This window comes from Aurantiacibacter sp. MUD61 (genome assembly GCF_027912455.1).
Classification (GTDB): domain Bacteria; phylum Pseudomonadota; class Alphaproteobacteria; order Sphingomonadales; family Sphingomonadaceae; genus Alteraurantiacibacter.
Genome location: NZ_CP115446.1, coordinates 764,428 through 789,738, shown reverse-complemented (window position 1 = coordinate 789,738; position 25,311 = coordinate 764,428). Strand labels below are relative to the sequence as shown.

Genomic DNA, 25,311 nt, shown 5'->3' with positions numbered 1-25,311 from the left:
ACTCAGCGAAGTTTTCATTGATCGCAGCGAAGCCCATCTCGCTTGCCCCTGACTGGCTCTGTTCGTAACGCGGGCCAGAGCAATTCAGCGGGAAAGCCAGACGGGGAATTATGGCAGAGAGTTTGCGTATCGCTTTGGCGGGGCTTGGCACCGTGGGTGCTGGCGTCATCCGGCTGCTTGATGAAAACGGCGCGCTGATTGCCCGTCGTGCAGGGCGCCCGATCGAGATCGTCGCCGTGTCCGCACGAGACCGTGCCAAGGATCGCGGGGTCGATCTGTCCGCTTACGCCTGGGAAGACGATATGACCGCATTTGCTGCGCGCGATGATGTCGATGTCGTGGTGGAACTGGTTGGCGGATCTGATGGACCGGCTCTCGCTCTGGCGCGCAAGGCGCTGGAGAACGGAAAGGGCCTCGTCACCGCGAACAAGGCAATGGTCGCACATCACGGGTTGGAGTTGGCGGAACTTGCCGAGCAAAGCGGCGCTGCACTGCGCTATGAAGCAGCCGTTGCTGGCGGCATTCCGGCCATCAAGGGCCTTGGCGAAGGCGCGGCTGCCAATCGGATCGAGCGCATCTATGGTATTCTCAACGGCACCTGCAATTACATCCTTTCGGAAATGGAGAGTACGGGCCGGGACTTCGCCGACGTGCTCTCGGAAGCGCAGTCGCTGGGCTACGCCGAGGCAGATCCCACATTCGATATCGAAGGCGTGGACGCCGCGCACAAGCTCTCGATCCTCGCTGCACTCGGATTTGGCACACGGCTGGATTTCGCTTCGGTCGATACCAGCGGTATCAGCCGCATTCGCGCCGCCGATATCGCGCAGGCCGATGCGCTGGGCTACGTCATTCGCCTGATAGGCCTTGCGGATGTGTCGGGCAGCGAGGAATCGCGCCAGCTGTTCCAGCGCGTAGCTCCCTATCTGGTGGCCAAGGATCATCCGCTGGCAGGCGTGTCCGGCCCGACCAACGCCGTTGTTGGAGAAGGCAATTTCTCGGGTCGACTGCTGTTCGAAGGCGCGGGCGCGGGCGATGGCCCGACTGCGAGCGCGGTCGTGGCAGACCTTATCGACATGGCACGCGGCAACACGCCGCCACCATTTTCCATTCCCGTATCTGCGCTGGAAGAAAGCGCGCCTGCCGATCCGGGGCACCGCCGCAATCGCGCCTACATCCGCATGGTGGTCGCCGATCGCCCGGGGGTTTTGGCAGAAATTACCGCCGCCATGCGCGATGCCGAAGTGTCGATCGAAAGCTTTATCCAGCATGGCCAGCCGGATGGTGACGATGTGCCGGTCCTGATCGGCATGGTGACGCACGAATCGCCCGAAGCTGCGGTGAGCAAGGCGTTGGCTCTGCTCGACGGATCACCCAGCCTCGTTGAAGAGCCGCTGGTAATGCGGCTGCTCGGCTAGTCGTCTTCAGACAGGTCTATCGGCACGCGTTCGCCTGACAAATTGTCTGCAGGCAAAGCGTCATTCTCAACCTCAGTCACCTGCTCAGCCTCATCGCTAGCGAGCGGCTCCGGCAGGGTGGAGAAGTCGAGCATATATGCAGGCTCCGGTGCGTAGCCGACGCGCATGCACGAGGGCGTGCCGACAGCCCCGGGATTGGTGACCCAGCAGGGCGGATCGGTAAGGCCGGGGATGATGCGCCGGTCCGATTGGACTTCGCGCGGCAGTGGGGAGCGGTATCGTTTGGTCTCGTCGACCTGTCGGCAGACGAGGATCGCGCCATCCTCCCGCGTCTGCGTTTCGCATGGCCTTTCTTCGACAATGGTGACGGGGACTTCTTCATCAACTTCGGTGCCGACGAGCGGGCCATACACCTCCTGTGCCGCCGCCGAGACCGAAAAAGCGGCACTCGCGGCGCACATTGCGACCAATAGCCTCGACATCCGCGACCCTCCTGCTAAGCGAGCCGCAACAGAGGCGTTGGAGGCTGAATTACCGATGAATTCGACGGGTTCAAAAGAGCAGAGCGTACTTGACCGGGTACTGGTGCTGGAGATGGTGCGCGTCACCGAAAGCGCCGCGATTGCCGCATCCGATCTGATTGGTCGCGGGGACGAGAAAGCCGCTGACGCCGCGGCCGTGGAGGCCATGCGCCGCGCCTTCGATACCCTCTACATGGATGGCACCGTGGTGATCGGTGAAGGCGAGCGCGATGAAGCGCCGATGCTCTACATCGGTGAGAAAGTCGGCGGCGCGCCGGGCAAAGGACCCAAGATCGACATTGCTCTCGATCCGCTGGAAGGCACGACCATCACCGCAAAGGCTGGCCCGAATGCGCTCGCCGTACTGGCTGCAGCCGAAGAAGGCTGCCTGCTCAACGCTCCCGATGTCTATATGGACAAGATCGCCGTCGGTCCGGGTTATCCCGCAGACGTGATCAGCCTCGACAAGAGCGTTACCGAGAATGTCGAAGCTGTTGCTGCTGCCAAAGGCGTCGAGCCCAAGGACATTATCGTCTGCGTGCTTGATCGTCCCCGCCATGCCGACCTGATTGCAGAGCTGCGCGGTCTCGGCTGCGGTGTCGCCCTGATTGGCGATGGCGATGTAGCCGGTGTGATCGCTACGACCGATCAGGACACCACGATCGACATGTATATGGGCCAGGGCGGAGCACCCGAGGGCGTGCTCGCAGCAGCCGCGCTTCGCTGCGTGGGTGGCCAGTTCAACGGTCGCCTCGTCTTCCGCAACGATGATGAGCGCGCCCGTGCCGCAAAATGGGGCATTGAGGATTTGGACCGGGTCTACAAGCTGGAAGATCTCGCCAAGGGCGATTGCATCTTTGCTGCGACCGGCGTCACCGAAGGATCGCTACTTTCCGGCGTGAAGCGCCTGAAGCGTCCCAATGGCGACCGCGTGATGACGACCGAAAGCGTTGTGATGCGCGCAAGTTCAGGGACGGTCCGCTGGATCAAAGGTGAGCACCGGCTCTGATCGGGGAAACCTGACCGCGCGCCCTGTTACACCTCTATGACTCTCGGCTAGGCACACTCTAGCATTCGCTCAAAGGGATTCGTTCGCCATGAAGATCATGTCCGGCAACTCCAATCTGCCGCTCGCCCGCGCTATTGCCGGATATCTGGAAGTGCCGCTGACTGACGCGAGCGTTCGCCGCTTTGCCGATGAAGAGGTCTTCATCGAAATTCACGAAAACGTGCGCGGCGAAGACGTGTTCATCGTCCAGTCGACGAGCTTTCCGGCGAACGACAATCTGATGGAGCTGCTGATCGGTATCGATGCGCTGCGGCGTGCATCGGCTAAGCGGATCACGGCAGTGGTGCCCTATTTCGGGTATGCGCGTCAGGATCGTAAGCCCGGTCCGCGCACCCCGATTTCGGCCAAGCTGGTGGCCAATCTGATCACCGAAGCGGGTGCAGATCGCGTGCTGGCCGTCGACCTGCATGCAGGGCAAATCCAGGGATTCTTCGATATCCCGACGGACAATCTCTATGCCGCGCCCACCATGGCGGCGGATATTCAGGCGCGTTACGGCGATGAAGACCTGATGGTTGTCTCTCCGGACGTCGGCGGTGTGGTTCGTGCCCGCGCGCTTGCCAAGCGCCTCGACAACGCCCCGCTCGCCATCGTCGACAAGCGCCGCGATCGCCCCGGCGAAAGCGAAGTCATGAACATCATCGGTGATGTCAAAGGGCGCAGCTGCATCCTGATTGACGACATCGTCGATTCGGGTGGCACGCTGTGTAATGCGGCGCAGGCGCTACTCGACCAGGGCGCGAAGAGCGTTGCTGCCTATATTACCCATGGCGTGCTGTCGGGCGGAGCGGTCGCCCGTGTCGACAAATCGGCTTTGAAGGAGCTGGTCATTACCGACAGCATCCAGCCGACCGATGCCGCGCATGAATCGGACCGCATTCGTGTTCTGACAATTGCTCCGCTGCTGGGTGAGGCGATGCGCCGGATTGCAGACGAGAGCTCGGTTTCGAGCCTGTTCGACTGATCAATCGCGAGAGTCGCCTGAGCGCGGTTCGCTGTCAGCATCGCGCCACGGGCCAAGTTCTTCGGGGCCCAGCCTATTAAGCGCATCGAGACGCCGCCGTTGTCGCACTTCAAGTGCCAGCCGGAGAAACGGATGCATGCCGTTTTTCAGCTCGGTCGGAGACATGCCGAAAAACGCACGCACTTCCTTGATCTGGTGCGACTGGTCGAAATAGCGGTCTTCGATCTCAGGCTGATCTTCGGGCCGCGCCACACCCAAGAGCGCCGCGGCCATATCCAGCGCGCGTGCGCGCCGCAGTGCCTGCTTGGGCGTAATGCCGAAGGATTGTTTGATGCACCGCTCGACAGTGCGCTTTGACACCGATTGCCGGCTGGAAAATTCCTCCACCGTGATCTGGGGCTCTGCCAGGCATGCGGTTTCGAAGGCGCGGCTGATGGCATCGGGACGCTCGCCGCCATTCTGCGCGACCAGTGGCCGCAAGAAATCCTGCTCCAGCACGGCAAGCCAGGTCTCATAGTCATTGCTCAGAGGAACGAGCTTGGCGAGAGGGACGTCGCGTTCGAAATATTCGTCGAGATCGATGATTCGATCGATCGTCTCGCTCGGGGGCGGAAAGCCCAGCAATTGCGCTGCTCCGACGTTGAAATGCAACGCGATGGCCGTGTACTTTCCGGCGATGCTGAGCGGCATTCGGCGCATCTGCGGACCAAAGTAGAGCGCCTTGCCGTGCTCGCCGGGGTCCCACACCTGTTCGCCATCGGCGGTCCCTGCTGTCCAAGCATCGTGATAGATGAAAGTAATACAGGGATGATCTACTGTGCGGCCACAGTTTACCCGCACGCCTGGCGGCAACTCGCCTTCCGAAATGCTCCACCAATAAAGCCAGGGGCGCAAATATTCGGCGGGCGCGCGGGACATCGCTAGCGGCGCACCACTTTTGGTCGCACCTGTCTGCGAAGAAATCTGCGGCCCCTTGTTCATTGCTTTCGTTCTTGCGCAAAATAATGACAGATTGCAACTTTTGGCACGTCGATTAAAATGCAATCATGATTACATCGTCTGATATTGCACTGGCGCATCGCCTTGCCGATGCCGCCCGGGCCGAGATTCGCCCGCTGTTTCGCACCGCTCTGGATGGCGAGGCGAAAGGCGATGCTACCCCGGTAACCGTGGCGGATCGCAATGCCGAAGCGGCGATGCGCAAGATCATCGAAGCGGAATGCTCGGCTGACGGCATTCACGGCGAAGAGTACGGCGTGAAAGAAGGCGTTTCCGGACGCCAATGGGTGCTCGATCCGATTGATGGAACGACGGCTTTCCTAGCAGGCCGGCCAATCTTCGGGACACTGATCGCGCTTCTGGCAGACGGCTTCCCGGTGCTTGGCATTATCGACCAGCCCATTCTTGGCGAACGCTGGGCAGGCGTCTCCGGGCGGGAGACGACTTTCAACGGCAAGGCCGTCTCCACGCGTCGTTGCCCCGAACTCGATCGCGCGACCATCGCCACAACCGGGCCGCATTATTTCTCCGTTGAGCAGGGTGACCGCTTCATGGCGCTGGCAGGGCAAACCGATCATAAGCGCATGGTGATGGGCGGGGATTGCTACAATTACGCAGCTCTCGCGAGCGGACATATCGACATCGTCTGCGAGGCAGGGTTGCAGCTGCACGATTATGCCGCGCTTGTGCCGGTGGTGGAGGGTGCAGGCGGAGTGATGGGTGACTGGCGCGGAGAGCCGCTACATGCGGGCTCCGATGGCACAGTGCTCGCCCTTGGCGATGCCGCGCGGCTTGATGATGTGGTGGAGATACTGGCCTAGCGAGTGCCCCCACCAGCCCGGATTTCCGGCTCATTTTCGCACAGGATTTCGAGCGATTTCCCAAGGCTTTGACACGCGCCCGTGTTTTTGCAAATTAACATACATCATAGGAAAAACAGGGGGTTTTCGATGCAAGGTCAGGTACTCGGCTTTTCGGGCGACGAAGGTGCCATCACCGGCGATGACGGCAAAAGATACAAATTCACCAGAAGCGACTGGAAAAGCGAGCGAGACCCTCGAGGCGGCGAGCGTGTCGATTTCGTCGAGAGCGACAGTGGCACTGCTGGCGAAATTTATCCCCTTAAACGCGCCGCTGCTGCGCCTGACTTTGGTTCGGTGTTGCAGAGCGGGGGCGAAGGTCTTTCGCGCATGGCAGAGGGCGCAGGCGCATCAGGCATTGTCGAAAAACTGAAAAGTGCACCAGCCATGGTGATCGGCGGACTGATTATAATTGCCTGCCTTTTGCTTCCTTACATCAATGTGTCATTCATGGGTTCGGACAACTCGACTTCGCTCATTGGCTTCGCTGTTGGCGGGAGCTCCGATTTGTCCGAATTGGCAGATTATGCGCGTGACCGGGCCGAAAATACGTGGTTGATGGCAGAAAGCGATCGCGCCACCTTGCGTGAAGTGGCCAATGTCTTTGACGGCATGGCCATCATGGGATGGACCCTCCTGCTTCTGCCGATTTTTGCGGGACTAACTATCTGGAGGGCCTTTAAAGGCGAGAAGACCCGGATTTTCGAGATTCTGACGATTGTCGCTACGGTCTGGGCTCTGTTCTATTTCGTCGGCGTACAAGAAGTGATGGCAGGCGAAATGGAGCGGCTTTCAGGCTTCGTATCGGCCGATTCCGTGCGTGAGGGTTGGTCGCTCGGCTTCGGCGGATATGCGCTCATCCTGCTTGCGGTTGCAACATTCCTCAATCTGACAGGCAAGCTGAAATTCCAGCAGGACACCGTTTCTGCCTAACGTCCAAGATGGCGTGGCGCGAGACCGGACCCTTCCTTAGTGCCGTGCCATCGACGGCGATCCGGTCGCGACTTGGGTCTTGAGCTGCCGTATTGAACTGCCGGGCGGCCTCCTTCACGCTGTGCGACCTGTGGCGAATTTGAAACAATCCAAAAGCGTTCTTGCTGCTCTTCGGGCCGCATGATGTAAAATGGGCACAATTAACGTAACATCCTGCCATCACCGCCGCGATAGAACGGCCTGATTTGGAGGAGAGAACGATGCGTAGCTTCAATTCATTTGGAGGAGGCTGCCGCGCAGCCCTGCTTCTTGGAACCGCCACTATGGCCCTTTCGGCGGCGCCTGCTCTGGCGCAAGATGCCGAAGAGGAAGAGGCGCAATCGGGCAATTCGATCTTGGTGACCGCGACCAAGCGCGATGCCAATATTCAGGACATTCCTTTTTCCATCAATGCCCAGACCGCCGAGGATATCGAGCGGTCAGGCGCAGTGACGCTGGAGGACCTTTCGCGCAATGTGGCGGGCCTTTCTGTGCAGAACCTCGGGCCCGGTCAGAGCCAAGTGTCGGTTCGCGGCGTCTCCGCAGGTCAGGTCGTTCGCGATCAGCCGGGTGTGAAGGAGCAGGTTGGCGTTTATCTGGATGAAAGCGTGATTTCGCTCTCGCTTTTCACTCCCGACCTGGACCTTTTTGATCTCAACCGCGTCGAGACTTTGCGTGGACCGCAGGGTACTCTGTTTGGTTCCGGTTCGGTTGGCGGGACCATCCGCTACATCACCAATCAGCCTGAGCTTGGTGTTACCGAAGGCACGATCGAGGGCAATCTGAATCGCGTCGACGGCGGCGATATCGGCGGCTATATCAAAGGTGCGATCAACGTGCCGTTGGCCGACAATATCGCGGCACGCGTCGTCGGATATTACACCGAATATGCAGGCTTTATCGACGCAGCCGGCTCCGGAGGCGGCGAGAATGTAAATGGCGGCGAACGCTATGGCGGAAGGATTGCCATCACTTTCGACAATGGAGAAGGCTTCAGCCTGACCCCGCGGGTTGTTTACCAGCGCGTGAATGCCGACGGCTTCAACCGGCAGGAAATCTTCAATATCTTCGGCAATCCCTTCACCACGACCGCAGATCCTTTCGTCTTCGGCGAACGCGAGCAGTGGCTACTCTTGCGCGAAGCGTTTGAAGACGAAACCCTGATCGCGGATCTGGTGGGTGAAATTGAGCTTGGCGGGGTTATCCTGACATCTGTGACGTCCTACACCAATCGGGATATTCTGGTGAGCCGCGATGCCAGCGCACTGACTGGTTCAGTCTCCATCGACCTTGGCTATCCGGAGAACGCCGTCGTTCTGCCCTCCAACCTGCGTGATACGACGGATCTAGAAAGCTGGACGCAGGAAGTACGCCTGTCGTCAGATACGGACGGGCCGCTGCAGTGGGTCCTTGGTGGATTTTATTCGGATACCAGCCGCTTCTATCGTCAACGCCTCCCGACACCGGGCTATGACGCATTCACCGATCAGGTGCTTGGCGCGGGAACATCGGCGGCGGTGGCGAATGGCTTCCCGGCCAACTCACCATTCAACTCGGACTTGCCTTACGACATCGAGCAGATCGCGGTGTTCGGCGAGGCCACATACGCGGTGACTGAGCGGTTCGATGTAACACTGGGCGCGCGCTATTATGATTTTGAAGAAAGCCGAACCATTACCACCGGCGGTCTGTTCGCCAATGGCGATACCGGACAGGTCGACACCACCAGTTCGGACGGGATCAGCCCCCGCATTCTGCTAAGCTATGATGTAACTGACGATATCACACTTAACGCGCAGGCATCCAAAGGCTTCCGTCTCGGCGGCGTGAACGATCCGCTCAACACGCCGCTATGCAACGCCGAAGATCTCGCGCTCTTCGGGGGCTTTCAGGACTATGATGACGAAACGCTTTGGAATTATGAAGCGGGTGTGAAAGCGCAGGGCGATGGCTTCTATGTCAACGCAGCGGGTTTTTACACGGACATCAACAATCTGCAGGTGACGCTGGATGCCGGCAGTTGCTCCTCTCGCATCGTCTTCAACGTGCCCGATGCACACACCATGGGTGTTGAAGCGGAAATGGGCTTCAGCCCGGCGCCGGGCCTTGACATCATCCTGTCAGGCAGTCTGATCGAGGCTGAGTTCGACACGACGCTGCCCGATCCGCTCCCAGCTGCGACGGGTATCCGCGAAGGCAATCGCCTGCCGTCCGTGCCGGAATTCCAATTCTCGGCTACGGGTAGCTACGAATGGGCCTTCACCAACACAAGCGACGCCTATATCGCGGCATCTTTCACACATGTGGGAAGCCGCTATACGCAGCCTTCCGACCAAGAGAACAATCCACGCACTTTCGTGGCCGGACTGCCTTTCCTCGGCGCTCCTGCCACTGCATCAACCACGGTTGATCTGTTGTTGCCGTCCTACAATCTCGTGAACATTTCTGCGGGTATCGACCTCGACACCGGTACGTCAGTTACTGTCTATATGAACAATGTGTTCGACGAGAATCCATTGCTTTCCTTCGACCGGGAACGCGGCGGGCGTGCGCGGCTTGGCTTCCAAGTCGGTCAACCGCGTACATTTGGTGTGACGGTCCGCCAGGACTTCTAACATTCTACACACGATTACGGCCGCCGCCCTGTCCGCAGGGCGGCGGCCGAATTGTATTGTAGCGACATTCTGAAGTGCCCTTGCGAATTTGGCTTTTCCTATGGCTTGCCCGGAAATAAAAGCGCCGCGCCGACAATCAGGGCGGCACATGAATGGGGTCTACAAACAATATGAATAAGATGATTTTGGCGGTCGTGCTGGGCGCGGCTGTTTCTACTCCTGCGTTCGCACAGGACGGCGGACCGCGCGATGGCCTGCGCATCGAAGCGCGCGCCACTTACGAAACGCCGACGGTCAGCTCGGTCATCGAAGAGGATGACGTGTTCAAGATCGGCAGCGCTTTCGCCTTCGGCGGTGAGCTTGGTTACGACGTCGCGGTTTCGAACGCAGTGACTGTCGGCCCGTATGTCCAGTACGAAGTATCCGGTGTCGAATCCTGCGATGGCGAATTCTGCCTCAGCGGTGAAGATTACATCGAAGGCGGCCTCTCCGTTGGCTATGCCGTCGGCACCTCGGGCGCGATCTACGGCAAGCTTGGCTATGGTGAATTCACCCTCGAAGCCACCGATGGCGTCGACTCGGTTTCGGAAAGCGGCGGCGGTGTCGCTTTCGCACTCGGCTATGAGCAGGGCTTTGGCGAGAACTTCTTCGGCCGCGTCGAAGGCGGTTATGCAGATGTCGGCGAGCTCTTCGGCCTGAACGTGCAGCGTCGCCACTTCGGTGTCACGCTCGGCGCCCGCTTCTAATCCAGCGGACAGCGATTATTGCGGCGGGGCGAGCGAAAGCGCGCTCCGCCGCTTGCATTTCGGCGCGAAACCGCTAAATGCGCGCCTTCACTGACACGTGATTCATTTGCCGGTCTGGCCGTTAGGGCTGCCAGGGCTGGTTGAACGTGTTTCTGAACAAGGAGACGAAAATGCCCAAACTGAAGACCAAGAGCGGCGTGAAGAAGCGCTTTAAGCTCACCGCCACCGGCAAGGTCAAGCATGGTGTCGCCGGCAAGCGCCACCGCCTGATCAGCCACAATGCAAAGTATATCCGCCAGCAGCGCGGCACCAAGGTTCTGGCAAAAGCCGACCAGGCAGCCGTGAAAAAGTGGGCGCCCTACGGTCTCGATTGAGCCGGGTTTAAGGAGAAAAAGATATGCCTCGCATTAAACGTGGTACGACCACCCGCACCAAGCACAAGCGTCTTCTGGAACAGGCCAAGGGTTACCGCGGCCGTCGCAAGAATACGATCCGCGTCGCGCGTCAGGCCGTCGAAAAGGCCGGCCAGTACGCCTATCGCGACCGCAAGGTTAAGAAGCGCAACTTCCGCGCCCTCTGGATCCAGCGCATCAACGCTGCCGTCCGCGCAGAAGGCCTCACCTATTCGCAGTTCATGCACGGCGTGAAGCTGGCAGGTATCGAGCTGGACCGTAAGGTCATGGCCGATCTCGCCATGAACGAAGGCGAAGCCTTTGGTCACATCATCAAGCAGGCCAAGGAAGCGCTTCCGGCCTAATTGGTGAAACGCACGAAATCAGGAAGCGCCATCCGAAAGGGTGGCGCTTTTTGTTTGTCCCCTTTAAGCGGTCCCGCATCATGAGCACCGAACAGGAAAATCAGGTAACCCAGACGCTCGAACGGCTGCACCAGGCTGCCAACGTCAGCGATGTCGAAGCCATTCGCGTGGAAGCGCTGGGCAAGCAGGGCTGGATCAGCCAGCTGATGAAAACGCTCGGCAAGATGACGCCCGAAGAGCGGCAGACCGAAGCGCCGCGGATCCAGGGCATTCGCGCACGTGTGGCCGACGCGATCGAGGATCGCAAGGCCGCGCTCGAAGCGGCCGAGCTGGAAGCGCGCCTCGCCACGGAAACGCTCGACCTCACCCTGCCTGCACCTGACGCGCCGCGCGGCAGCGTGCACCCGGTCAGCCAGGTGATGGACGAGCTGGCAGAGATTTTCGCCGACATGGGCTTCTCGGTCGCCACCGGTCCGGAGATCGAGGACGACTGGTACAATTTCACCGCGCTCAACATGCCGGAAAGCCATCCGGCGCGCGCGATGCACGATACGTTCTACTTTCCGGATACCGCGCCCAAGGGCGGCAAGATGCTGCTGCGCACACATACTTCGCCTGTGCAGATCCGCACCATGATGGACGAAGGCGCCCCGTTGCGCATCATCGCGCCCGGACGCGTGTACCGATCAGACAGCGACGCGACGCACACGCCGATGTTCCATCAGGTCGAAGGCCTTGTGATCGACAAGGGTATCCACCTCGGCCACCTTAAATGGACGCTGGAGACTTTCCTGAAGGCGTTCTTCGAGACCGACGATATCGTTCTGCGCCTGCGCCCAAGCTACTTCCCTTTCACCGAGCCGAGTGTCGAAGTGGATGTCGGTTTCGCACTTGTCGACGGCAAGCGCGTGCTCGGCGGCAGCGGCGATGCGCCCGGCCATGCGTGGATGGAGCTGCTTGGCAGCGGCATGGTCAACCGCCGCGTGATCGAATTCGCCGGCCTCGATCCTGACGAATGGCAGGGCTTTGCCTGGGGTCTCGGCGTCGATCGGCTCGCCATGCTGAAATACGGAATGGACGATCTGCGCGCCTTTTTCGATGGCGACGCGCGTTGGCTGCAACACTACGGTTTTTCAGGTCTCGACCAGCCGACCCTTTCCGGCGGCGTGGGAGCAAAAGCATGAAGTTCTCGCTCGAATGGCTGAAATACTTCCTCGATACCGACGCGACAGTCGAGGATGTTGCAACGACTCTCAATGCGATTGGCATCGAAGTCGAGGGGATCGACGATCCGGCAGAAAAGCTGGACGGTTTCCGCGTGGCCGAAGTGCTGACCGCCAAACCGCATCCCGATGCGGACAAGCTGCAGGTTCTCACGGTCGACACCGGTGAAGGCGAGCCTTTGCAGGTGGTATGCGGCGCGCCCAATGCGCGCGCGGGAATGAAAGGCGTTCTTGGCCTGCCCGGTGCCGAAGTGCCGGCCAACGGCATGAAGCTCAAGAAGAGCGCGATCCGCGGCGTCGAATCCAACGGCATGATGTGCTCGGTGCGCGAGCTTGAGCTGGGTGATGAGCACGATGGAATCATCGAGCTTCCCGACGATGCGCCCGTCGGCGCCAGCTTTGCCGAATATCACAACGCCTCGCCGGTGTTCGATGTGGCGATTACGCCCAACCGGCCCGATTGCATGGGTGTCTATGGCATCGCGCGCGATCTCGCGGCAGCGGGGCTCGGTACATTCAAGCCGATCGAACCCGGCGCGATTGAGGCCAAGGGCGCGTGCCCGGTCGAAATCCGCACGGACGATTCGGAGGGCTGCCCGGCCTTCTATGGCCGTGTGGTGAAAGGCGTAAACAACACCGTTCCCTCGCCCGACTGGATGCAGCAGCGGCTGATTGCAGCGGGTCAGCGTCCGATCAGCGCGATCGTCGACATCACCAATTACCTGATGCTCGCATTCGGGCGTCCGGCGCATGCCTATGACCTTGCAAAGCTCTCCGGTCCGGTTGTCGCGCGCCGCGCCAAGGATGGCGAGAAGGTCGAAGCGCTCAACGAAAAGACCTACACGCTCGATGACACCATGACGGTGATCGCGGACGACAATGGCGTCCACGATATCGCCGGGATCATGGGCGGTGAGCATTCGGGCGTGCAGCCCGAGACGACCGACGTGCTGCTCGAAATCGCCTATTTCAATCCCGAAGCGATCGGGGTGACGGGCCGCAAGCTTGGTCTCGCCTCCGATGCGCGCACGCGGTTCGAACGCGGTGTCGATCCTGCCTTCCTCGAAGATGGCCTCGCGATCCTCACCAGCCTGATCCAGCGCGTGTGCGGTGGTGAAGCAAGCGAAGTCGTTCGTGCCGGTTCGCCGCCGAGCGAGCCGAAGGTGGTCGCCTTCGATCCGGCGATGACCGCGAAGCTGGGCGGCGTTGAAGTGGACGAAGCCGAACAGAAGCGCATCCTCGAAAAGCTCGACTTCACCGTCGATGCGGGTTGGAACGTCACCTGCCCGCTGCGCCGCCACGACATCGAAGGTCCGGCTGACCTCGTCGAGGAAGTGGTGCGCATTCACGGCCTCGACAATGTTGAAAGCGTTGCCCTGCCGCGCGCCGATGGCGTGGCCCGTCCGACTGCCACGCCGCAGCAGCAGATGGAGCGCAAGCTTCGCCGTGCCGCTGCGGCAAGCGGGCTGAACGAAGCGGTGACGTGGAGCTTTCTTCCCGTGCCCGAAGCGCAGCATTTCGCAGCGGATGGGGAGAGCCTGTGGCTCCTCGACAATCCGATCAGCGAAGACATGAAGGCCATGCGCCCTTCGCTTGTCCCGGGTCTGCTCTCGGCGGCCAAGCGCAACATGGATCGCGGGGCGGAAAGCCTGCGTCTGTTCGAAATCGGTCGCCGCTATCTGCGCTCCAAGGATGGTTCGTCGGACGAGCATCCGACGCTCGCCGTGCTGCTGGCTGGTGCAAAGACACCGCGCGGCTGGGCAACCGGCAAGGCGCAGATGTTCGACGCCTACGATGCGAAAGGTGCTGCTGAAGCACTGCTAGCCGAGGCAGGCGCCCCGGTGGGCAATCTCATGGTGATGGGTGATGCAGGCCCGCAGTTCCATCCCGGCCAGTCCGGCACTCTGCGGCTCGGCCCGAAGAATGTGCTCGCCCGGTTCGGCGCGCTGCATCCCGCAACGCTCGATGCCTTCGATGTCGATGGTCCGGTTGTCGCGGTCGAGATTTATCTCGATGCAATCCCGGCGAAGAAGGGCAAGCAGGGCTTTGCCAAGCCGCATTACGCGCCGCCCGCTCTACAGACGGTGACCCGCGATTTTGCTTTCCTCGTCCCCGCCGATCTGCCTGCGGGCGATTTGCTGCGAGCGGTGAAAGGCGCGGACAAGACCAACATCGTCGACGCCCGCGTATTCGACGTCTTTGCCGGCCAGGGCGTGCCAGAAGGCAAGAAATCGGTCGCGGTGGAAGTCACTCTCCAGCCGGGCGAGAAATCGTTCAAGGATGACGAGCTGAAGGCGATCTCGGATGCCGTGGTCGCTGCGGCTGCCAAACAGGGAGCGGAGCTTCGAGGATGAGCATGAAGACGGCATTTGTCACAGGAGCGACAGCAGGCATCGGCGAGGCCACGGTTCGCACGCTGGTGGCCAGCGGATGGCGCTGCGTTGCAACCGGTCGGCGGCAGGAGCGGCTCAACGCGCTTGTTTCCGAACTCGGCGCGGACAAGGTGCACCCGGCCCGTTTCGATGTCCGGGACGAAGAGGCGATGGATGCGGCCATTGCCGGCCTGCCTGCAGAATTCGCGCAAGTAGACCTGCTGGTGAACAATGCCGGGCTCGCGCAAGGGCTCTCGCCCGCGCAGGAAGCCGATCTCGAAAATTGGCACACCATGATCGACACCAATGTCACTGCCATGGTCGTGCTGACGCGCAAGCTGCTGCCCACTTTGATCGAGCGTAAGGGCGCAATCATCGCCATCGGTTCGGTAGCGGGCACTTATGTCTATCCGGGCGGCAATGTGTATGCCGGATCCAAGGCTTTCGCCAATCACTTCACTCTCGCCCTGCGGGCCGATTTGCATGGCACCGGAGTGCGTGTGACGAGCATCGAGCCGGGAATGGTCGAGACCGAATTCACTCTGGTGCGCACCGGCAGTCAGGAAGCATCGGACGATCTCTATCGCGGCGTAAATCCGATGACGGCCGAGGATATTGCGATGATGATCCAGTGGGTCGCAGAGCTGCCTCCGCATCTCAACATCAACCGGCTGGAGCCCATGCCGGTCAACCAGGATTTCGCCGGTTTCCGCATCGCGCGGGAAGGCTGAGCAAATTCATGGCAAACAATTCCCGCCGCACTTTCGCGATTATCTCGCACCCTGACGCTGGTAAGACCACGCTGACTGAAAAGCTGCTGCTGCAGGGCGGCGCAATCCATCAGGCGGGCGCGGTGAAAGCACGCGGCGAGGCACGCAGGGCGCGGTCTGACTGGATGAAGATCGAGCAGCAGCGCGGGATTTCGGTCACGTCATCGGTCATGACCTTCGAGAAGGAAATTGAGGGTGAGACGATCACTTTCAACCTGCTCGATACGCCGGGTCACGAGGACTTCTCGGAAGACACCTATCGCACGCTGACAGCAGTCGACAGCGCGATCATGGTGATTGACGCTGCCAAGGGTATCGAGCCGCAGACGCGCAAGCTGTTTGAAGTCTGCCGCCTGCGCAACGTGCCGATCATCACTTTCGTCAACAAGGTGGACCGCGAAGGCCGCGACCCGTTCGAGACGCTGGACGAAGTGGCGGATATGCTCGCGCTCGATGTCAGCCCGCAGATGTGGCCCATCGGCATGGGCGGCCTGTTCGAAGGCCTGCTCGATTTCCGCACCGAAGAAGTGGCGCGGGTCGAAGGCGGCTCCAAGGACTATCTCGGCAAGCGCGACAAACTGGCGGATGCGGATATCCCGGAGAATTACGAAGAAGAATACCAGCTCGCGCAGGCCGGCTATCCCGAATTCGATCTGGAAGCCTACCGCAATGGCGATCTTACCCCGGTCTATTTCGGATCGGCGCTGAAGAACCTCGGTGTCGAGGAGCTTATCGACGCGATTGCCCGCTATGCGCCGCCGCCGCGCCCGCAGCCTGCTGGTGAAGAGAAAATCGGGCCGGAGCGAGACGAGGTGACCGGTTTTATCTTCAAGGTTCAGGCCAATATGGACCCGAACCACCGGGACCGGATCGCTTTCATGCGGCAGGTGTCGGGCACGTTCAAACGCGGGATGAAACTGACCCCGTCCGGCCTTGGCAAGCCCATTGCCGTCCATTCTCCGATCCTGTTTTTCGCGCAGGATCGCGAGATTGCCGATACGGCAGAGCCCGGCGATATCATTGGCATTCCCAACCACGGCACGCTGCGCGTGGGCGATACGTTGAGCGAAAAGGACACGGTCCGTTTCACCGGCCTGCCCAACTTTGCGCCGGAAATCCTGCGCCGCATCCAGTTGAAGGATCCGACCAAGACGAAGCAGCTCCGCAAGGCTCTCGATGACCTTTCGGAAGAAGGCGTGATCCAGGTTTTCTATCCGGAGATCGGCGGCAGCAGCATTGTCGGCGTGGTCGGTCAGCTTCAGCTCGACGTGCTGATTTCCCGCCTGGGTGCGGAATATAAGGTCGATGCCGCTCTCGAAGCGTCTCCCTTTGCCACGGCGCGCTGGCTCAAAGGCAGCGACGAAGCGCTGCGCGAATTCGAGAGGTTCAATCAGGGCAATCTCGCCAAGGATCGCGATGGCGACCTCGTCTTCATGGCGAAAAGCGCATGGGATGTCGGCTATCAGGAAGAGAAGAATCCTGATCTGAAGTTCTCGGCAACGAAGGAGCGGTGACATCCGCAGGCTAGCGGCGTAGTCTGGCCAAATGGCCGACTTCACCGAAACGCTCACCGAAAAACACATCGCGATGATCGAACGCCAGCCGGTGTTCTTTGTCGCGACCGCTGCGCCCGATGCGCGGATCAATCTCTCGCCCAAGGGCTATGACGCGTTTCGCGTCCTCGCGCCGGACCGCGTTGCGTGGCTGGATCTGGCAGGGTCAGGGAACGAGACCAACGCCCACCTGCTTGCCGATGGGCGGATCACCATCATGTTATGCAATTTCGAGCGGCCCGCGCTGATCCTCCGCATTTACGGGCGCGGCAAGCCGGTATTGCCCGCCGACGACGGTTGGAACGAGCTCTCGCAGCATTTCACCTTGTTTCCCGGAACGCGGCAGATCTTCGATATCGCTGTCGAAAGCGTGCAGACCAGTTGCGGCTGGGGTGTGCCTTTCATGGAGTATGAGCGAGAGCGGTACACGCTGCTGAAAGCGCATAGCAACGTCGATGAAGAGAAGTGGGTCGGCAAGCGACAGGCGCATCCCGGCAGCATTGATGGCCTGCCTACCAGCAAGACCGATCGCTATATCGAGGGAACGATGCCTGCCCCTGAAAAGTAAGTCAGGGGCGATGCAACTCACTTTCGCCAGCTACAACATCCATAAGGGGATCGGCGCAGACGGGCAGCGCAATCCGTCTCGCATCCTCGATGTGATTGATGAGCTGGAGGCCGATGTCGTCGCGCTGCAGGAAGTCGATATCCGTTTCGGTGACCGGCAGAGCGTGCTCGATCTGGGCGATATCCAGAAGCGCGGGTGGCAAGTCGCCGCGGTCCCCACCAAGCCGGACAGCATGGGATGGCACGGCAATGCCCTGCTGGTGCGAAGCGGGATCGATATCCTCGACATTGCGGCGGAAAACCTGCCGCAGATCGAGCCGCGCGGCGCGGTTCGGGCGCGGCTGCGGCTTGAGCAGGCAGAATTATGCGTCACCGCAATGCATCTCGATCTCAGCGGATTGCTGCGCAAACGTCAGTTTTCGCATCTCTGCAATGCCTCGCGCGCGCCGGGCCTTCCTGCCGTTATGTTGGGTGACTGCAATGAATGGCTCAAGCCTTTTGGCGGAGATCGCGGGCTGGCGGCGCATTGGCAGATGGTGACCCCGGGGAAGAGCTTTCCCGCCCGCAGGCCGATGCTGGAGCTCGACCGGGTCATGCATACGCCGCATTGGGATTGCGTAAGCGCAACGGTCCACTCCAGCACGTCGGCGCGGCAGGCCTCTGATCACTTGCCTATCCGTGCAGAGCTAACGCTGCTGAAAAATTGAGCAGCCTGCCTGCATTTTGTGCGCTGCAGCACAAACAACAGACTGCGTGATCTCACCAACTCCCGAAAAACTTCCGAAAAGGCAAACTGGCACAGCCTTTGCAGATTGATCCCGTGGCCGGGAATACCACCGGTGCAGGACAGGGGTCAGGGATGAAGTTCGTCATCGCCATAATCAAACCATTCAAGCTCGATGAAGTGCGCGAAGCGCTCGCCGGAGTCGGTGTTGCCGGGATGACCGTCTCGGAAGTGAAAGGCTTCGGTCGCCAGAAGGGCCAGACTGAAATCTATCGCGGGGCCGAATACTCGGTGAACATGCTGCCGAAGGTGAAGATCGAAATCGCTGTCAGCGACGAGATGATGCCCAAAGTGGTCGAAGCCATCCAGCAAACCGCCAGCACACAAGCCATCGGAGACGGCAAGATTTTCGTGCTCGATCTCGCATCGACCACGCGCATCCGTACCGGCGAAACCGACGAAACCGCGCTGTGATCAGGGGACACGTCATTATGAAAACCGATATTCTCAAGATGGGCGCTGCTGCATTGGCCGCGCTTTCGCTAGCAAGCCCCGCGCTCGCCGCGCCTGTGGCAGAGGCCGCAGCACCTGCAGCGGATGCCGTTGGTGGCGGCACCGCCTATATTCTCAACACGCTGTTGTTCCTGATCGGCGGCTTCCTGGTCATGTGGATGGCGGCGGGCTTTGCCATGCTCGAGGCGGGCCTCGTTCGCACCAAGAACGTATCTACCCAGTGCCTCAAGAACATCGGCCTTTATTCGATTGCCGGCCTGATGTTCTGGGTCATCGGCTACAACATCGCCTACCCAAGCTTTGCCGAAGACAGCCTCGGCCTGATCGGTGGCTTCACCGGCATCTATTCGATGCAGGGCGTGGGCGAAGCTGATATCGACACAGGATATTCGGTAGCATCCGACTGGTTCTTCCAGATGGTGTTCTGCGCCACCACTGCCTCGATCGTTTCTGGCACAGTGGCGGAGCGTGTGAAGATCGTTCCGTTCTTCATCTTCGTGACCGTGCTGACCGGTGTGATCTACCCGGTTGTGGTCAGCTGGGAATGGGGCGGCGGTTACCTCGATACCGTACACGGCTTCTCCGACTTTGCCGGTTCCACGTTGGTCCACTCCACGGGCGGCTGGGCCGCTCTGGTCGGTGCGCTGATCATTGGCCCGCGTCTCGGTCGCTATGGAGCGGGTGGACAGGTCAATGTCTTCCCCGGCTCGAACATCCCGCTCGCCACGCTTGGTACATTCATCCTGTGGCTCGGCTGGTTCGGCTTCAACGGCGCGTCGCAACTTGCGATGGGCACCGTGGGTGACGTGTCGGACGTGTCGAAGATCTTCGTGAACACCAATATGGCTGCCGCTGGCGGCGTGGTGACCGCGATCATCCTGACTCAGCTTCGCTACAAGAAGGCTGACGTGACCATGGCGCTGAACGGCGCACTCGCCGGCCTCGTGTCAATTACCGCGGAACCGCTTGCGCCCACCGTGGGCCAGTCGATCCTTGTCGGCGCTGTCGGCGGTGCGATCGTGGTCTTCACCGTGCCTCTGCTCGACAAGTTCAAGATCGACGATGTCGTCGGCGCGATCCCGGTTCACCTGTTTGCAGGTATCTGGGGCACGCTGATCGTCGCCTGGACTGCTGCTCCCGATGCGGGCGTGACTTTCCTTGGCCAGCTTGTGGGCGTGTTGCTCACCATGGTCTGGGTCTGCGCGGCCAGCGCCGTGATCTGGTTCGCTCTGAAAGCAATCATGGGCGTGCGTCCGGATCCCGAAGTCGAAACCACAGGTCTCGATATCCATGAGATCGGTGTCGAAGCCTACCCGGGTCTCGCGAACCAGTCGTGACCTGACCAGTTTGGCGGGGGCGGAATCTCTCTCTCCCTCTGTCCCCGCCGCAACTCGTTCCTCCTGCGAACGTACAACTTGAGGGCCGGAGCCACCCGCTCCGGCCCATTTTTTTGTTGCATGGAGAGGGGCGCGCATCGCACACAGGTCGTGTCGCCAAGCCCGTCACTCGCTCAGGGGAGAGCCGATGAAGATCGTGATTGCCGTAATCAAGCCGTTCAAGCTGGAAGAGGTGCGCGAGGCTTTGGCCGCAATCGGCGTGGCTGGCATGACCGCGTGCGAAGCAAAGGGCTTCGGCCGGCAAAAGGGCCAGACGGAAATCTACCGCGGTGCGGAATATGCGGTGAACATGCTGCCCAAGGTTCGGCTGGAAATCGCAGTTGAGGATGGGTTGGCGCCTCAAGTTGTCGAAGCCATCCGCAACGCGGCGAACACCGGGCAGATCGGCGATGGGAAAATTTTCGTCCTCCCGCTGGAAGGGGCAACCCGCATCAGAACGGGCGAGGTGGACGAAAACGCGCTGTAAAATCAGTGACACCTGCGCAGTGAATGCTTGCACCGCGAGCGCCCAGCGCACTACCATGCTGCTATCGCTGGAAGGAGAACCGGCATGACAAGACTTTTTGCCGCCGTTTCGCTACTCGCCATCGGGCTTGCCTCACCGGCCCTCGCGCAGGACGGTGATCCAAGACGCGGTCCTTTCCTTTCCGTCGACGCGGGCGCGGTGCTGCCAGCCGATTTCGACACCGATATCGGGGCGGACAAGGAGGATGCACGCACATCTACGGAGCTGGGTTGGGGTGTCGATGCGCGGCTTGGCTACGATGCCGGGCGGATCCGGCTAGAGATCGAGGGCTCGCACCAATCCTTCGACGCCGACGAGATCACTTCTGTCACGCGCGGAATTCCGGACAGTGCAACCACCTTCGCGACGGGCGTGCAGGAGTACGACGGCGATTTCTCGCTTACCGCAGTAATGGCGAATGCGTTGGTCGACTTCGGCGACGCGGACGAGGCGCAATTCGCCATAGGCGGCGGAATCGGGCGCAGCTGGATGGATGTGGAGTCAGCCATTGTCGGCGCGAGCGTCGATCATCTCAACACCAGCGACAATGAATGGGCTTGGCAATTGCTCGCCGAGGCACGCCTGCCAGTCGCGGAGCGGGTCGATCTGGGACTGCGCTATCGCTATTTCAGTACGCTCGAATTCGAAGTGGAGGACAGCGCTGGCCGCGCCACCGATTTTGAACTGCGCACACATACGCTGGCGGCAACACTGACCGTGTATCTGGGCGGGCGTTCGGAGCCTCATGCAGAGCCTGTTCGGATGCTGCCAGCGCCCGAGCCCGCTCCGCCGCCGCCGCCGCAACTGCCGCGCGGGCATCCGTCGGGCTTTTATACGTCCTGTGAAAAAGGTCCCTTCATTGTGTTCTTCAATTGGGACGAGAGCGAGATTACACCTGAAGCTGCGGCGGTCTTGGATGTCGCAATTTCAGCGTATCGCCGATGCGATAATATTCGCGTCATGCTTGCCGGACATGCCGATACGTCTGGGCCGAGCGCATACAATGTCCGCCTTTCCGAAAGACGCAATGCGGCGGTGCGGGATTACCTGGCCGGTGGTGGCATCCCAATGACTGAAATGGCTGCGGAGGCATTCGGCGAAAGCCTGCCACGCGTTCCCACCGCAGACGGCGTGCGCGAGCTTCAGAACCGCCGAGTGGAAATCACCTACGGCCCCGGCTCGGGCAATTAGCGCCGTTCTCGCTCCCAGCGGGCGCGGATCATGTCGGAGGTTTCGCGGCTGCTATCGTGACTCCAGCCGGGCTCGCGCCACAGATAGGACAGCTTGTGCCGCCATGGCGCACGCCACACGTCCTTTGCTATCGCCGCCCACTCATGGAACACCGCCTTCACAATGTTGAAAGTGCCGAGCTGGTTGACGATGCCATAGCGAATCCGGTCGCTGTCGTCTTCCGGCGTGAAAGTGCCGAACATCCGGTCCCAGATGATGAATACGCCTGCGTAATTCCGGTCGAGATAACGCGGATTGATCGCATGGTGGACGCGGTGGTGCGACGGCGTGTTCATGATCGCTTCGAACCAGCGCGGCATCCGATCCACCGCTTCGGTGTGAATCCAGAACTGGTAGATGAGATTGATTCCCCCGCAGGCGAGGATCATTGCGGGCTCAAATCCCGCAAACGCAAGCGGTAGCCGGAAAATGAAGCTGGCTGCGAAAAAGCCGGTCCAGCTTTGCCGCAGGGCGGTGGAGAGATTGTAGTGCTGGCTCGAATGGTGGTTCACATGGCTCGCCCAGAACCATCGCACGCGGTGCGCGCTGCGGTGAAACAGATAGTAAGCGAAATCATCCAGCACGAAGCACAGCGGCCACGCCCACCATGCCCAACCGATGCTCAATGGAGTGAGGGAATGCGCCCAAAACAGCATTGCTGCCACCGCACCACCGGTGATCGCACCAACAGCCGTGCTGCCGAGACCGATGAAGAGCGAAGTCGCCGTGTCGCGCGACTCATAGGCTTCCGGTCGGCGGGACCGTGCCCACAGCACTTCACCAATGATGAGCGCGATGAAAAGAGGAATCGCAAGGGTTACGGGATCGAGAATCATCGGCGATTACTTAGCACTCGCTACGCGCTTCACCCAGTCCGGTGCGCTGTTGTCGAATCGCAACACAAGCGGGCGCGGCCCAATCGATTGCGCGGTGATCGATAGCCTCTCACCCTCCCGTCCAATGCTTGCCTCATCTCCCAAGACCCGCGCAATGAAAGTGCCTCCATGTGCCAGTAGCACCGCTAGCCGTCCATCCGCATCACGGGCCAGCGCGCCTGTCCTCTCGTCGCAGATCGCAATATCTACAGGGACGAAACCGCCTGCAGCCAGACGAAAGAATTCCTCCGCGTCGCCCTCGGTTTGCAATAGTCCGCCGCGTGAAAAGCCCAGGAAATGCACAAGGGCGACAAGCGCCAAAATCGCGAGCAGTGATGCACCGATCTTGATGATCTCTGGGCTCATCTCATCCTCCTGCTCATCACGATATCCGGGTGTCCGCGCGTCTCATTTCGCAGCGGTCATTCAACTGCAACACTAAATTATTCGCATCGCCACCAATTTACGGTTATAAGCCTGTAAAAGAAGTGGCGGGGGAAGTCCGTTGTTTCTGGCTGGCGGAAAGTTCGTCCGCGTCGTCAGCCTGAGTTACAGGACGGGATTGAAGGTTTTTTAGGTTCATGGGTTACGACAGAGGACGTCGCGGTAAGGGTCGCGACAAGCGTGATAGTTTCGGGGAAGAAGGTTTCGACCCTTTTATGGATGGCGGCCCTGCACCGATGGACGGTGGCGGCTGGCGCGACGGCGGCAATGACCGCTTCGGCGGTGGTGACCGTTTCAATGATGATCGTGGCGGCGGTAATCGGGGTGGCGGCAACCGTGGCGGCGGCGGTGGATTCCGCGGCGGCGGCGGCGGTGGAGCACCGCGCGGTGGCGGTGGCGGCGGAATGCCGGCACAGGTCGTCGGCACCGGTCAGGGCAAGGTTAAGTTCTTCAATGCACAGAAGGGTTTTGGGTTCATCCAGCGCGATGAAGGTGGCGAGGACGTATTCGTTCACATCAGCCAGGTTGAGCGCGCCGGCCTTGAAGGTCTGGCCGAAGGCCAGGAGCTCCAGTTCAACCTCGTGGATCGTGGCGGCAAGGTTTCCGCTGCCGATCTTCAGGTCGTTGGTGACGTGATCGAAGTGCAGAAAGCGGCCCCGCAGCGCGAGCTGACTGGTGAAAAGGCTGTCGGCACGGTGAAGTTCTTCAACTCCATGAAGGGATTTGGCTTCATCACCCGTGATGATGGCAAGGAAGATGCCTTTGTGCACATCAGCGCAGTGGAGCGTTCCGGCCTGCAGGGGATCGAAGAAGGCGACCGTTTCGAGTTCGATCTCGAAGTGGACCGCCGCGGCAAATATTCTGCCGTCAATCTGGTCCCGGCACAGGGTTAAACCCACCGGTCCACAGCTTGGCGGCCACACGTTTGACCGGCTGCCTGCACATGCATAGAGAAGCACAGATCAGGCGGTCGGACCAGCAAGGCCCGGCCGCCTCTCTCTTATTCTGCGTTGAAGGATTTTCGCGATGACCATTACCCCGCTGATGCCCGTCTACCCGCGCTGCGGCGTGCGTCCGGTACGCGGTGAGCACTGCCACCTGATTGATGAGGATGGCACGCGCTATCTCGATTTCGCATCGGGAATTGCAGTCAATCTGCTGGGGCACAGCCACGAAGGGTTGATCGGCGCGATCCAGAAGCAGGCTGAAACGCTGATGCACGTCTCCAATCTCTACGGCAGCCCGCAGGGCGAAGAGCTTGCGCAGATGCTGGTCGACAAGACTTTCGCCGATACCGTGTTCTTCACCAATTCGGGCGCGGAAGCCGTGGAATGCGCGATCAAAACCGCGCGTGCTTACCACCAGCACGAGGGTAATGAAGAACGCTTCGAGATCATCACCTTCAAGAACGCGTTTCACGGCCGCACGATGGCCACTATCAGCGCCTCCAACCAGGACAAAATGCACAAAGGCTTCCAGCCGCTTCTGCCCGGTTTCAAATATGTCGAGTTCGACGATCTTGAGGGCGCGAAAGCTGCTATCGGACCGAATACCGCTGGCTTCCTGGTAGAGCCTGTACAGGGCGAGGGCGGTATCCGTCCAGCCAGCCAGGAGTTCATGCAGGGCCTGCGCAAGCTGGCCGATGAGCACGATCTGATGCTGGCGCTCGATGAAGTGCAGTGCGGGGTCGCCCGGACGGGCACGCTCTACGCATACGAGCAATACGGCATCGTGCCCGACATTGTCGCTTCTGCGAAAGGCTTGGGCGGGGGCTTCCCCATGGGCGCCTGCCTGGCCTCGGAGAAGGCGGCGCGCGGCATGGTCTTCGGTACGCACGGCTCGACATACGGTGGCAATCCGCTGGCCATGGCCGCTGGTGTCGCCGTGATGAAGGCAGTCGCAAACGACGAGTTTCTTGCCGATGTCCGCGCAAAAGGCGAGCGCCTGCGCTCACGCCTTGAGCAATTCATCGGAAATTATCCTGATTTGTTCGAAAGCGTGCGCGGCATGGGCCTGATGCTTGGCATCAAGATGAAGGGCGAACCGCGCCCCTTCATGGTTCACCTTCGCGATCACCACGATCTGCTGACGGTTGCCGCAGGCGACCAGACGCTGCGTCTCCTGCCGCCGCTCGTGATCGGCGATGCGGAAATGGATGAATTCTTCGACAAGCTCTCTGCCGGTGCCGCCGATTACGTGCAGGAAGTGGTCGCCTAA

25 protein-coding genes are annotated in these 25,311 nt (G+C 60.5%); 21 read left to right on the top strand and 4 right to left on the bottom strand.

Translation table 11 applies throughout. From position 1 onward, the window contains the following. Positions 1 to 110 precede the first annotated feature (110 nt). A complete protein-coding gene (locus O2N64_RS03805; protein ID WP_271078956.1) occupies positions 111 to 1,418 on the top strand; it encodes a homoserine dehydrogenase in 1,308 nt (435 codons plus the stop codon). Here the strand turns inward: O2N64_RS03805 and O2N64_RS03800 are convergent. Next, positions 1,415 to 1,900: a hypothetical protein gene (locus tag O2N64_RS03800; protein WP_271078955.1), complete on the bottom strand. Its 486-nt coding sequence runs from the start codon at positions 1,898 to 1,900 to the stop codon at positions 1,415 to 1,417. The genes O2N64_RS03805 and O2N64_RS03800 overlap by 4 nt on opposite strands. A gap of 55 nt (positions 1,901 to 1,955) precedes the next feature. On the opposite strand from O2N64_RS03800, the gene glpX reads away from it, so the two are divergent. Together glpX and O2N64_RS03790 are read left to right on the top strand one after the other, a co-directional pair. Beyond that, positions 1,956 to 2,948, top strand: coding sequence for a class II fructose-bisphosphatase (gene glpX / locus O2N64_RS03795; protein ID WP_271078954.1), 993 nt, complete (start codon positions 1,956 to 1,958; stop codon positions 2,946 to 2,948). Between the two features lie 88 nt (positions 2,949 to 3,036). Beyond that, positions 3,037 to 3,972, top strand: coding sequence for a ribose-phosphate pyrophosphokinase (locus O2N64_RS03790; RefSeq protein WP_271078953.1), 936 nt, complete (start codon positions 3,037 to 3,039; stop codon positions 3,970 to 3,972). Here O2N64_RS03790 and O2N64_RS03785 read toward each other — a convergent pair whose 3' ends face one another. Then, positions 3,973 to 4,953, bottom strand: a complete 981-nt coding sequence (locus O2N64_RS03785) for a helix-turn-helix transcriptional regulator (RefSeq protein WP_271078952.1) — start codon at positions 4,951 to 4,953, stop codon at positions 3,973 to 3,975. It lies immediately after the preceding gene. Positions 4,954 to 5,018: 65 nt separating this feature from the next. On the opposite strand from O2N64_RS03785, the gene O2N64_RS03780 reads away from it, so the two are divergent. The 16 genes from O2N64_RS03780 to O2N64_RS03705 all read left to right on the top strand — a co-directional run bounded on the left by O2N64_RS03780 (position 5,019) and on the right by O2N64_RS03705 (position 21,736). Then, positions 5,019 to 5,792 (top strand): inositol monophosphatase family protein, encoded by a 774-nt coding sequence (locus O2N64_RS03780; RefSeq protein WP_271078951.1) that lies wholly within the window; start codon positions 5,019 to 5,021, stop codon positions 5,790 to 5,792. A gap of 129 nt (positions 5,793 to 5,921) precedes the next feature. Next, entirely contained in the window at positions 5,922 to 6,764 is an 843-nt protein-coding gene (locus O2N64_RS03775; RefSeq protein ID WP_271078950.1) for a hypothetical protein, read from the top strand. Positions 6,765 to 7,087: 323 nt separating this feature from the next. Further along, a complete protein-coding gene (locus tag O2N64_RS03770; protein WP_271078949.1) occupies positions 7,088 to 9,418 on the top strand; it encodes a TonB-dependent receptor in 2,331 nt (776 codons plus the stop codon). A 170-nt stretch (positions 9,419 to 9,588) separates the two neighbouring features. Further along, positions 9,589 to 10,164 (top strand): outer membrane beta-barrel protein, encoded by a 576-nt coding sequence (locus tag O2N64_RS03765; RefSeq protein WP_271078948.1) that lies wholly within the window; start codon positions 9,589 to 9,591, stop codon positions 10,162 to 10,164. Positions 10,165 to 10,334: 170 nt separating this feature from the next. Next, the gene (gene rpmI, locus O2N64_RS03760; RefSeq protein ID WP_048884691.1) at positions 10,335 to 10,538 is read left to right on the top strand and encodes a 50S ribosomal protein L35; all 204 of its coding nucleotides are present in this window, start codon (positions 10,335 to 10,337) and stop codon (positions 10,536 to 10,538) included. A 23-nt stretch (positions 10,539 to 10,561) separates the two neighbouring features. Next, positions 10,562 to 10,921, top strand: coding sequence for a 50S ribosomal protein L20 (rplT, locus tag O2N64_RS03755; RefSeq protein WP_197920179.1), 360 nt, complete (start codon positions 10,562 to 10,564; stop codon positions 10,919 to 10,921). A gap of 80 nt (positions 10,922 to 11,001) precedes the next feature. Continuing rightward, positions 11,002 to 12,105: a phenylalanine--tRNA ligase subunit alpha gene (pheS, locus tag O2N64_RS03750; RefSeq protein WP_271078947.1), complete on the top strand. Its 1,104-nt coding sequence runs from the start codon at positions 11,002 to 11,004 to the stop codon at positions 12,103 to 12,105. Continuing rightward, positions 12,102 to 14,498, top strand: a complete 2,397-nt coding sequence (pheT, locus tag O2N64_RS03745) for a phenylalanine--tRNA ligase subunit beta (RefSeq protein ID WP_271078946.1) — start codon at positions 12,102 to 12,104, stop codon at positions 14,496 to 14,498. The genes pheS and pheT overlap by 4 nt, the downstream gene beginning before the upstream one ends. A gap of 2 nt (positions 14,499 to 14,500) precedes the next feature. Continuing rightward, positions 14,501 to 15,247, top strand: a complete 747-nt coding sequence (locus tag O2N64_RS03740) for an SDR family NAD(P)-dependent oxidoreductase (protein WP_271078945.1) — start codon at positions 14,501 to 14,503, stop codon at positions 15,245 to 15,247. Positions 15,248 to 15,255: 8 nt separating this feature from the next. Further along, a complete protein-coding gene (locus O2N64_RS03735) occupies positions 15,256 to 16,800 on the top strand; it encodes a peptide chain release factor 3 (protein WP_271078944.1) in 1,545 nt (514 codons plus the stop codon). A gap of 31 nt (positions 16,801 to 16,831) precedes the next feature. After that, positions 16,832 to 17,407, top strand: coding sequence for a pyridoxamine 5'-phosphate oxidase family protein (locus O2N64_RS03730; RefSeq protein ID WP_271078943.1), 576 nt, complete (start codon positions 16,832 to 16,834; stop codon positions 17,405 to 17,407). A gap of 10 nt (positions 17,408 to 17,417) precedes the next feature. Further along, the gene (locus O2N64_RS03725) at positions 17,418 to 18,113 is read left to right on the top strand and encodes an endonuclease/exonuclease/phosphatase family protein (protein WP_271078942.1); all 696 of its coding nucleotides are present in this window, start codon (positions 17,418 to 17,420) and stop codon (positions 18,111 to 18,113) included. Between the two features lie 152 nt (positions 18,114 to 18,265). Further along, the gene (locus tag O2N64_RS03720) at positions 18,266 to 18,604 is read left to right on the top strand and encodes a P-II family nitrogen regulator (protein WP_271078941.1); all 339 of its coding nucleotides are present in this window, start codon (positions 18,266 to 18,268) and stop codon (positions 18,602 to 18,604) included. A gap of 17 nt (positions 18,605 to 18,621) precedes the next feature. Further along, a complete protein-coding gene (gene amt, locus O2N64_RS03715; RefSeq protein WP_271078940.1) occupies positions 18,622 to 19,980 on the top strand; it encodes an ammonium transporter in 1,359 nt (452 codons plus the stop codon). Positions 19,981 to 20,167: 187 nt separating this feature from the next. Further along, a complete protein-coding gene (locus O2N64_RS03710) occupies positions 20,168 to 20,506 on the top strand; it encodes a P-II family nitrogen regulator (protein ID WP_271078939.1) in 339 nt (112 codons plus the stop codon). An 84-nt stretch (positions 20,507 to 20,590) separates the two neighbouring features. Next, complete coding sequence (locus O2N64_RS03705) at positions 20,591 to 21,736, top strand: OmpA family protein (protein ID WP_271078938.1); 1,146 nt, start codon at positions 20,591 to 20,593, stop codon at positions 21,734 to 21,736. Here the strand turns inward: O2N64_RS03705 and O2N64_RS03700 are convergent. Together O2N64_RS03700 and O2N64_RS03695 are read right to left on the bottom strand one after the other, a co-directional pair. Then, positions 21,733 to 22,611 (bottom strand): sterol desaturase family protein, encoded by an 879-nt coding sequence (locus tag O2N64_RS03700; protein ID WP_271078937.1) that lies wholly within the window; start codon positions 22,609 to 22,611, stop codon positions 21,733 to 21,735. The genes O2N64_RS03705 and O2N64_RS03700 overlap by 4 nt on opposite strands. Positions 22,612 to 22,617: 6 nt before the next feature. Then, complete coding sequence (locus O2N64_RS03695; RefSeq protein ID WP_271078936.1) at positions 22,618 to 23,016, bottom strand: hypothetical protein; 399 nt, start codon at positions 23,014 to 23,016, stop codon at positions 22,618 to 22,620. A gap of 215 nt (positions 23,017 to 23,231) precedes the next feature. On the opposite strand from O2N64_RS03695, the gene O2N64_RS03690 reads away from it, so the two are divergent. Continuing rightward, positions 23,232 to 23,987, top strand: coding sequence for a cold-shock protein (locus tag O2N64_RS03690; protein WP_271078935.1), 756 nt, complete (start codon positions 23,232 to 23,234; stop codon positions 23,985 to 23,987). 133 nt (positions 23,988 to 24,120) lie between these two features. Further along, positions 24,121 to 25,311: an aspartate aminotransferase family protein gene (locus tag O2N64_RS03685; protein WP_271078934.1), complete on the top strand. Its 1,191-nt coding sequence runs from the start codon at positions 24,121 to 24,123 to the stop codon at positions 25,309 to 25,311.